General features: G+C 53.4%; 7 protein-coding genes. 3 read left to right on the forward strand and 4 right to left on the reverse strand.

Annotated features, from left to right (window positions below; all coding sequences use genetic code 11):
• The 3 genes from A918_RS0117275 to A918_RS20950 all read right to left on the reverse strand — a co-directional run.
• Positions 1-2,628 (reverse strand): efflux RND transporter permease subunit (locus A918_RS0117275; protein WP_022712264.1); only part of this gene is annotated, 2,628 nt, incomplete at its 3' end.
• Positions 2,628-3,710, reverse strand: coding sequence for an efflux RND transporter periplasmic adaptor subunit (locus A918_RS0117280; RefSeq protein ID WP_022712265.1), 1,083 nt, complete (start codon positions 3,708-3,710; stop codon positions 2,628-2,630). The genes A918_RS0117280 and A918_RS0117275, both read right to left, overlap by 1 nt.
• A 20-nt stretch (positions 3,711-3,730) precedes the next feature.
• Positions 3,731-4,834, reverse strand: coding sequence for an efflux RND transporter periplasmic adaptor subunit (locus tag A918_RS20950; protein WP_198013312.1), 1,104 nt, complete (start codon positions 4,832-4,834; stop codon positions 3,731-3,733).
• A 191-nt stretch (positions 4,835-5,025) separates the two neighbouring features.
• Here A918_RS20950 and A918_RS0117290 point away from each other — a divergent pair, with 191 nt between their 5' ends.
• Positions 5,026-6,165, forward strand: coding sequence for an alpha-hydroxy acid oxidase (locus A918_RS0117290; protein ID WP_022712267.1), 1,140 nt, complete (start codon positions 5,026-5,028; stop codon positions 6,163-6,165).
• 85 nt (positions 6,166-6,250) lie between these two features.
• Here the strand turns inward: A918_RS0117290 and A918_RS0117295 are convergent, their stop codons facing one another.
• Positions 6,251-6,739 (reverse strand): Lrp/AsnC family transcriptional regulator, encoded by a 489-nt coding sequence (locus A918_RS0117295; protein ID WP_022712268.1) that lies wholly within the window; start codon positions 6,737-6,739, stop codon positions 6,251-6,253.
• A gap of 300 nt (positions 6,740-7,039) precedes the next feature.
• On the opposite strand from A918_RS0117295, the gene alr reads away from it, so the two are divergent.
• Positions 7,040-8,212, forward strand: a complete 1,173-nt coding sequence (gene alr, locus A918_RS0117300) for an alanine racemase (protein ID WP_022712269.1) — start codon at positions 7,040-7,042, stop codon at positions 8,210-8,212.
• A 54-nt stretch (positions 8,213-8,266) separates the two neighbouring features.
• Positions 8,267-9,523, forward strand: coding sequence for a D-amino acid dehydrogenase (locus tag A918_RS0117305; protein WP_022712270.1), 1,257 nt, complete (start codon positions 8,267-8,269; stop codon positions 9,521-9,523).
• The last annotated feature ends 24 nt before the right edge of the window (positions 9,524-9,547 follow it).

Below are 9,547 nucleotides of genomic sequence, written 5' to 3' on the forward strand. Positions count from 1 at the left end.
CTGCAATTGCAGCATCAAAATCGTCGCCATAACGAACAGCATCAGCGGCACAACGGCAGCAATCGGCCCCTGACTTTTGGCGCTTTCTTCCACAGTACCGGCAATATGCACGGAATAACCAAGCGGCAGTTTCTGCGCGAAGGCATCAACCTGCCCCTTCATCTGTTCCACCACCGTATCCGGCATGGTCTTGTCGAGAATACCGGCAGAGACTGTGATCGTCGGCAGGCGGTCACGGCGCCAGACAACCGGCTGCTCAATCTCGTAACGGAAATTGGCAATCGAGGCGAGCGGAATGGAATCCCCGTTGCCGGTACCGATCTGCAGATTGCGCAGAGTTTCAATCCGGTCACGCTCCTGCGCCTGTGCCCGCACCACCACATTAATCAGATAGGTAGCATCGCGCACCTGTGTGATCGCCAGACCGCCAACCACACTGTTCAGCGTCATCGAGATGTCTTTGGAAGAAACGCCGAGTTTACGCGCCTTATCCTGCAATACGTCAACCCGCACCACACGTGCCGGTTCGTTCCAGTCATAGGCCACAACACCCAGACGCTGATCCTGCGCCATGATAGTGGAAACCTGATGCGCATAGCCGCGAACAGCCTGAATATCCGGCCCGCTGACGCGATATTGAACAGGGCGGCCAACCGGCGGCCCCAGCTCAAGGAATTTCACATAAGCATCGGTGCCGATATAATCCTTACGCAACACCGCATCGAATTTCTGCTTCAGACGGTCGCGCGCCTCCACATCCTTGGCGACAATAATCATCTGACCGAAATACGGATTGACCGGCTGCACATCGAAAGTCAGTACGAAACGCACTGCGCCCTGCCCGATATAGCTGCTCCAGTGGTCTATATCCTCATTGCCTTTGAGCATCGTCTCTTCAAAACGCAGCATCTGCGCCTGTGTTTCGGCAATGGAACTGTTCTCCGGCAATTTCCAGTCAATCACCAGTTCCGGCCGATCCGAAGACGGGAAGAACTGCCGTTCAATCAGTGTCATACCACCGAGAGAAATCAGAAACAGCACAACCGTGGCAAAGATTGTCGTCCAGCGATGACGCATGCACCATAGCAAGGCCGCGGCAAAAGCCTTGCCGACACGGCGCGGCTTTTCCTCATGTTTTTTCATCGTTTTTGGCAACAGCGTCACGCCAAGCAGCGGCGCAAACAATACAGCCACCACCCATGATACGACCAGCGAAACCGCAATCACAACGAATAAAGTATAAGTATATTCACCCGCCTGACTGGTGTTCAGGCCGATCGGAATAAATCCGGCAATCGTCACCAGCGTACCGGTCAGCATCGGAAAGGCGGTGTGAGAATAGACATAAGTCGCCGCTTTATTGATCGGATCACCCGCCTCAAGCCGTGCAACCATCATCTCCACGGCAATCATCGCATCATCCACAAGCAGGCCGAGCGCTATAATCAGCGCCCCCAATGACACACGCTGCAGGGAAATATCCATATATTGCATGGTGAGGAAGGTAATCGCCAGCACCAGCGGAATGGACAGCGACACCACAAAACCGGCTCGCACGCCAAGGCTGATAAAGCTCACAGCCAGAACAATGACCACCGCCTCGAATAAGGCTTTGGTGAAACCGGACACAGCCTCATCCACCACATCCGGCTGATCGGCCACCTGATGCACGCTGATACCCACCGGCAGTTCTCCTTCAACGCGCGCCATCAAATCATTGAGCGCCTTGCCGAAGTCCAGCAGGTTCTCATTCGGCTTCATACCAATGGCAAGCCCGATTGCCGGTTCACCATTCACGCGAAACAGACTTTCCGGCGGATTGGTATAGCCGCGCTTGATTTCCGCCACATCGCTGAGGCGGAAGAAGCGGTTATTCACCCGCAGATTGACGGCTTTCAGACTTTCTTCAGAGGTGAACTGCCCGCTCACCCGCACAGAGACGCGTTCCGGCCCTGCATTAATTACACCGGACGGGGTAATCGCATTCTGATCCTGAAGGCTTTTTAAAATCGCTTGCTGATCCAGCCCCAGCGCCGCGATCTGACGGGATGAAAATTCGAGATAAATCACCTCATCCTGCGCGCCGATCAAATCAACTTTACCGGCACTCGGCAATTGCAGAACCTGTGTGCGCACAGTCTCTACATAATCACGCAATTGCCGGTGGCTCAGACCATCAGCCGTGAAGGCGTAAATATTACCGAACACATCGCCGAAGCGGTCATTGTAAAAAGGCCCGTAGACGCCTTCAGGGAAATTCCCCTTGATATCATTAATCATATTGCGGGTCTGGAGCCAGATTTTCTCCACATCCCGCGCTTTGGTCGTCGCTTTCAAATTGACAAAAATCACCGCTTTACCCGGTGTTGTCACCGATTTGGTAAAATCGAGACTGTCGAGTTCCTGCAGTTTTTTCTCAATCCGGTCAGTCACCTGATTGATCGTCTCGTCCACCGATGCACCCGGCCAGTTGGCCTGTATCAGCATGGTTTTAATGGTGAATTGCGGGTCTTCCTCGCGCCCGAGATTGATATAGGCGGCAATACCGGCAATCAGAAAGACCAGCATGAAATACCAGACCAGCGAGCGGTGATTAAGCGCCCAGTCAGAGAGATTAAATTTCTTCATTATTCCTCTCCCTGCGGCAGCTTAACCTTCTGGCCGTCCTGCAAACTGTTCACGCCTGCACTGACAATGCGCTGACCGGCTTCCACGCCTGTGGCAATAAATTGCCCGTCCCTGCGGCTGACAACTTCGACGGCCTGACGGCGCACAGTCTGGCTCTGCGGATCAGCGATCCAGACATAGGTCTTGCCCTCCAGTTCCAGCAAAGCGGATAGCGGCAGAGCAATCTGTTCCTGATGGTCGCCATTACTGCGCAGCGCTGTGATTGTTGTGCCTAAACGGAAAGCTTCCGGTGCATCATCAAGCGTGATTTTTACACGGCGCAAACGCGTGGCATTATCCGCCTGCGGTGCAATTTCCCGCACATGACCTTCTGCCTGCACAGTCGGATCAGCCTGCAGGAAAATCATAAATCTATCGCCGTCTTTGACCGTCTCCGCAATGTGGTCCGGCACATCGACAACGGCTTCACGCACATCCGGCCTCGCCACGGTCAAAACACTCTGTCCGGCAGCCACAACCTGCCCGACTTCGGCATTTACTGCAGAAACAACACCGTCAAAATCCGGATCCAGTTGTGCAAAACCACGCTCGTCTTCAGCCTTTCGCAAGGCAGCACGGGCTTTTTCCAGACCGGCAGCCGCAGTATCGCGCCCCTGTTTGGCGCTGTCATAAACCGCCTGCGGAATACTGCGCATGGCCAGCAAACGCGCCTGCCTGTCCTCTGTGGCCTGTGCATTCACATATTGTGCCTCGGCACTGGCCATGTCGGCTTTGGCTGCCTGCAAATTCAGATCAAGCTGCGCGGGATCAATCATAGCCACAACCTGATCTTTTTTGACAAAATCACCGATATCCACATCACGCTGGATCAAGCGCCCCAAAACGCGAAAGGCAAGATCCGTGCTGAATTGCGGCTCCACAGATCCGGCAAAACCGCTTTGCTGCGAGGTTTCCGCTTTTGCGATAACAAACAATACCGGCCGGACAACCGGCTCCTTTGCCTCATCAGCCTGTTCACCACAGGCTGCCAGCATCAGCAAAACTGATCCTGCCGCAGCTGTTCTGAAAATTCTGCGCTTCATCGTCCAACCCGTCGCCCGCATCACTGTGTTACTTTCTGCTCATCAGCCACCAGAAGCTCCACAACAGCGCCTTCACTCAGCAACTGTCCGCCGCGGGTTATGACCATTTGCCCGTCCTGCAAACCTTCAGAAATAATGATTTTTTCCCGCTCATAGTCCATAATCCGCACCAAAGCGGAAGAGACCGTTTTCGTCTGCGGATCAAGTACCCACACTGCAGGTTTTCCGCCCTGTGATGTCATCGCGCTCCATGGCAAAATCACAGCACGCACCACCGGCAATTGCAGACTGCCGGTTACCGGAGCCGCGAGTGTCATGGCAGGTGGCGGCGTATCCAGTTCAACCTTAATCCGCACAGTGCCGGTTGTGGCATTCACCACCGGCGCAACCTCACGCACATGGCCGGTTGCAGTGACAGACGGATCGGAAACCAGTGTCAGACTCACCTGAGGCAGCGCCTGTTTCCCGCCTTGTTGTTCCATGGACTCCGCATGGACAGCCAGCGCTTCCTGCACATCAAAAACGGCGTCCCGCTCACCATCGGCAGCAATCACAAAGGCAGTTTGTGCCGCCTGTACCAGTTGTCCCGTTTCAATATTACGGGCAGTCACCACACCGGCGCGCGGCGCACGCAACTCCGTATAGCTCATCATATCCTGCGCATTTTTCATCTGGCTTTGCGCACTGATAAGAGCCGCCTCGGCACGCTGCTTGGTTTCCTCCGCAGTACCGAACTGACTGCGTGTGGTGAACCCCTGATCCAGCAATGCCTGTTGGCGTGTATAATTGGCGGTTGCCTGTATTAATTGCGCCTGCGCCGCATTCAGAGAGGCCAGAGCCGAGCGCAAACCAGCTTGCTGCTCCACAGCATCAATACGCGCCAGCAATTCACCGGCTTCAACTTTTTGCCCCACATCAGCGCTGCGCTCTGTCACCTGACCGGAAGCGCGAAAAGCAAGATTGATAAGATTGCGGGCTGCAATTGTACCAGTCTGCACCAGTTTCGGACGATAATCGCTGACACGGACAGTCTGCGCGCTGACTGCAACACTATGGGCATTCGTGACAGGCAGTTCCGAGGGAGGATTGGCCTGAGCAAAAACACTGCAAACAGATGCAAACATAAAGGAAGCGAGGGGAACAGGAAGAAGAATGTGTCTGCGCCGTCTGACCATCAAATTCACAACCTTTAAAATATCTATTGCATTACAGCAAACATAGCGGATCATTCCGGTATTAATAGTCTTTCTGAGCCTGACTTTATAAAATCGGGATGATAATAACTCTTTAAAACTGAATTTAGAAAGCAACTGACATGAGTACTGTTCTGGAAATCGCCGATCTGAAAAAACTGGCGCGCCGCCGCGTGCCAAAGATGTTTTTCGATTACGCAGATTCCGGCGCATGGACAGAATCGACCTATCGGGCCAATGAAAGCGATTTTGCCAAAATCAAACTGCGTCAGCGCGTACTGGTAGATATGACTGACCGTTCTCTGGCAACAACCATGATCGGCCAGAATGTGACTATGCCGGTAGCCCTGTCTCCGACAGGTCTGGCAGGGATGCAGCATGCGGACGGGGAAATTCTGGCAGCGCAGGCAGCACAGGAATTCGGCGTGCCCTTTACCCTCTCCACCATGAGCATCTGCTCGATTGAAGATGTCGCCGCAGCAACGAAAAAGCCTTTCTGGTTCCAGCTTTATGTAATGAAAGACCGTGATTTCGTCCGCAATCTGATTGAACGTGCCAAAGCCGCCGGTTGCTCGGCTCTGGTCTTGACGCTCGACCTGCAAATTCTCGGCCAGCGTCACAAAGATTTGCGCAACGGTCTGTCGGCTCCGCCGAAATTCACGCCGAAACACATCTGGCAGATGATGACCCGCCCGCAATGGTGCCTCGGCATGCTGGCAACGCAGCGCCGCACCTTCCGCAATATTGCCGGTCATGCCAAAGGTGTCAGCGACCTCTCATCCCTGTCCTCATGGACAGCCGAGCAGTTTGACCCGAAACTGAACTGGGATGATGTGGAATGGATTAAGAAACTCTGGGGCGGCCCGCTGATCCTCAAAGGTATTCTCGATGAAGAAGATGCGCTGATGGCAGCCAAAACCGGTGCCGATGCGATTATCGTCTCTAATCATGGCGGCCGTCAGCTCGACGGCGCACCATCATCCATTTCGATGTTGCCGCGCATTGTCGATACAGTCGGTGACAAGGTGGAAATCCATCTCGACGGCGGTATCCGCTCCGGTCAGGATGTGCTCAAAGCCGTGGCACTCGGCGCGAAAGGCACCTATATCGGCAGACCGTTTCTTTATGGTTTGGGTGCCATGGGCAAAGCCGGTGTGACCAAGGCGCTGGAAATCATCGCCCGTGAGGCGGATGTGACTATGGCTCTGTGTGGCAAACGCCGTATCACGGATGTGGATACCTCAATCCTGCATAAAGACTAGCAATTCCAGAGCGCCGTTCTTAGAGCGGTTACGCAACTTCGTTGCAAAACCGCTCTAATTTTTAGCTGACGCATTATCGTATCCATCAAGTTGTTTCAACTTGATGGCGAAATGCTTGTACCGGCGCTCTGCTCAGCAGTACACTGCGGATCGAGAAACTGGAGTGAATACGCACCACCCCCGGCAGACGTGAGAGAATTTCTTTGTGAATGACCTCATAAGCTGCCGTATTTTCTGCTTCGGCACGCAAGATATAATCGGCATCCCCCGTCATCAGATAACATTCCTGAATTTCCGGATGACGGCGCACCGCTTCTTCAAAACGATTGAGATATTCCTCCGTCTGCCGCTCCAGCGTAATGCGCACCAGCGCCACCAACCGGTCATCAGCATCGGGTGCCGCAACAATCGCCGTATAGCCGCGGATAACCCCGCTTGTTTCCAGCAATTGCACACGCCGCAGGCACGCCGATTGCGATAAACCGACCTCTGTTGCCAGCTGACTATTGGTTATACGCCCGTCACGGCGTAGACAGCGGATAATATTACGATCAATAGCATCTAAGGTCGACACGCAGAATATTCCAATTCATAGTATTTTATCGTGTTGATTTAGCTATAATTCGCATAAATTGCGAAAAATAGCAAAAACATTCGAAGACTATTCGACTACACTGAGAAACAGGGAGAGAGTTCCGGCACGTGATACCGCTCGTAAAGTTACGACGCTGAACGATGCTGCCTCTTATAAAATTTGTTTGGCATCTCTGGCATGGTCTGCATGCAGAGCATAACCTGAAACTGTGTTATAGTTTTCCGGATATGCATACTGGCAGCCAACCAACGTGTTGAACATGACAATGCGGAATTGCTTATGTCTGTACTCTTTTCTGAAACCCGTGCGGCAGCGCCTGTTGATACAACTGCCGGTGAAAATCCGGAAATCCTCGCGGCCGGCGGTATTCTTACCGTTGATCTGGCCGCTTTGCGCGCGAACTATAAGCTGATCGCCGACGCACTGAGCCCGACCAGAGCCGCAGCCGTTGTGAAAGCCGATGCCTATGGTCTGGGTGCGGATAAAGTCGCCCCGCAATTTTATGCCGCCGGTTGCCGCGATTTTTTCGTTGCACATCTGGGAGAAGCACTGAAGCTGCAACCGCATATCGGCAAAGATGCTGTTATTTATGTTCTCAACGGCCTGCAGCCGCAGACAGAAAAACTCTGCGCGGATAATAATATTATCCCTGTACTGAATTCGCTGGAACAGCTGCGCAACTGGGCAGCTCTGGGCAAGGCCGGCAACCGGAAGCTTCCGGCACTGCTTCAGCTTGATACAGGCATGTCGCGTCTCGGTCTTTCCGAACAGGAACTGAAAGAACTGCTGGCAGATATTTCCCTGCTGGACGGCATTGATGTGAAATTCATTATCAGCCATCTGGCTTCTGCTGATAATGTGCAGAGCCCGCAGAACCACGCCCAGCTGGAGCGTATGCAGGCAGCTCTTAAACTTCTGCCGCATTATGCCGTTGCGTTTTCCAATTCCGGTGGCAGCTTCATGGAGCGCGGCTATCATTTTGATCTGGCACGTCCGGGCATCGCACTTTACGGCGGCGCACCACAGGAAAATGCACCAAATCCGATGCAGCCAGTTGTGTTGCTGCAGGCGCGCGTCATTCAATGCCGCACCGTTCCGGCACATACTCTGGTCGGCTATGGCGGCAGCTATGAAACACAGGGCGAGACACGGATTGCCACGATTGCCGTCGGTTATGCAGATGGCTGGCCACGACACTTAAGCAATAAAGGCGCAGCATATTATGGTGCTGTGCGCCTGCCTATTATCGGCCGTGTTTCCATGGATTCCATTACGCTGGATGTCAGCGCCCTGCCGGAAGGCACATTAAAGCTCGGCAGCCTTGTAGAGCTGATCGGCGCACATCAGAGCCTTGAACAAGTGGCACAGGATGCCGGAACAATTTCCTATGAGATTCTGACATCTCTGGGGAACAGATATCATCGCAACTACATTAACGACATTCTTGCCTGAAGAACAAACAAGCCTGCACATGCGGCATCAGACAGGATATGACAGAGGCAGACCATGAAAGTTACAATACTCGGCAGCGGTGTGATCGGCGTAACGACCGCCTATTATCTGGCAAAAGCCGGCCATGAAGTGACTGTACTTGACCGTCAGGAAGGACCGGCGCTCGAAACCAGTTTCGCCAATGCCGGTCAGCTGTCCTATGGTTACTCGACCCCATGGGCTGCTCCGGGTATTCCGCAGAAAGCGGCAATGTGGCTGTTTAAAAAACACTCACCTTTGATTTTCCGTCCGACCTGCAATCCGGCAATGTATAGCTGGCTGATGTCCATGCTGGCCAATTGCACCGCATCGGCCTATGCGACCAACAAAGCCCGCATGCTGCGCATTTCCAATTACAGCCGCGAATGCCTGACCGAACTGCGCAATGATACCGGCATCACCTATGATGAAGGTTCAAAAGGTACTTTGCAGCTGTTCCGCAGTCAGAAAGATTTTGATGCGGTAATGACCAAGGATATTGAAAGCCTACGTCAGGACGGCATCAAATTTGAAGTGCTGGATGCCGAAGGCTGCACCAAGGCAGAACCAGCCCTTGCCAATGTAAAGCACATGATTACCGGCGGCCTGCGCATGCCGGATGACGGCACCGGCGATTGCTTCACATTCACCAATAAACTGGCCAAAATGGCTGAAGAACTGGGCGTAAAATTCCACTACAATGTGGATATTAAAGGCTTCCAGCTTAACAGCGGTAAGATTGTTGCGGTTGAAACCAATAAAGGCATCTTCACTGCTGATCGCTATGTAGCCGCACTCGGCAGCTTCACGCCGCAGCTGGTCAAAGGTCTCGGCCTCAATGTGCCGATCTATCCGGTCAAAGGCTATTCGATCACCATTCCGATTGTCGATGAATCCCGCGCACCGGTTTCGACCATTCTGGATGAAACCTATAAGATCGCGATTACCCGTCTCGGCGACCGTATCCGCGTCGGCGGTATGGCTGAAGTCACCGATTATGTGACACGTCTGCTGCCTGAACGCCGCGAAACGCTGGAACTTTCCGTCAGCGGCCTGTTCGGCGGTGCGGGTGACCTGTCCAAGGCAACTTTCTGGTCGGGTCTGCGTCCGATGACACCGGATTCAACACCGATTATCGGCGGCACAAAATACGACAATCTTTATATCAATGCCGGACACGGCACACTCGGCTGGACAATGTCTGCCGGTTCTGCCCGCGTTATGGCCGACCTGATCTCCGGCAAAAAACCGGATATTGATACTTCGGATCTCGGTCTGTCACGTTACAAGTAAAATTACATCCTCCGCTTAAACGCC

Source organism: Pseudochrobactrum sp. AO18b (assembly GCF_000409565.1).
GTDB lineage: Bacteria > Pseudomonadota > Alphaproteobacteria > Rhizobiales > Rhizobiaceae > Pseudochrobactrum > Pseudochrobactrum saccharolyticum.

Excerpts from the sequence above, each read along its gene's own strand:
- A918_RS0117280 (WP_022712265.1), bottom strand. The coding sequence starts at position 3,710 with ATGAAGCGCAGAATTTTCAGAACAGCTGCGGCAGGATCAGTTTTGCTG.
- A918_RS20950 (WP_198013312.1), bottom strand. The coding sequence starts at position 4,834 with ATGTTTGCATCTGTTTGCAGTGTTTTTGCTCAGGCCAATCCTCCCTCG.
- A918_RS0117290 (WP_022712267.1), top strand. The coding sequence starts at position 5,026 with ATGAGTACTGTTCTGGAAATCGCCGATCTGAAAAAACTGGCGCGCCGC.
- alr (WP_022712269.1), top strand. The coding sequence starts at position 7,040 with ATGTCTGTACTCTTTTCTGAAACCCGTGCGGCAGCGCCTGTTGATACA.
- A918_RS0117305 (WP_022712270.1), top strand. The coding sequence starts at position 8,267 with ATGAAAGTTACAATACTCGGCAGCGGTGTGATCGGCGTAACGACCGCC.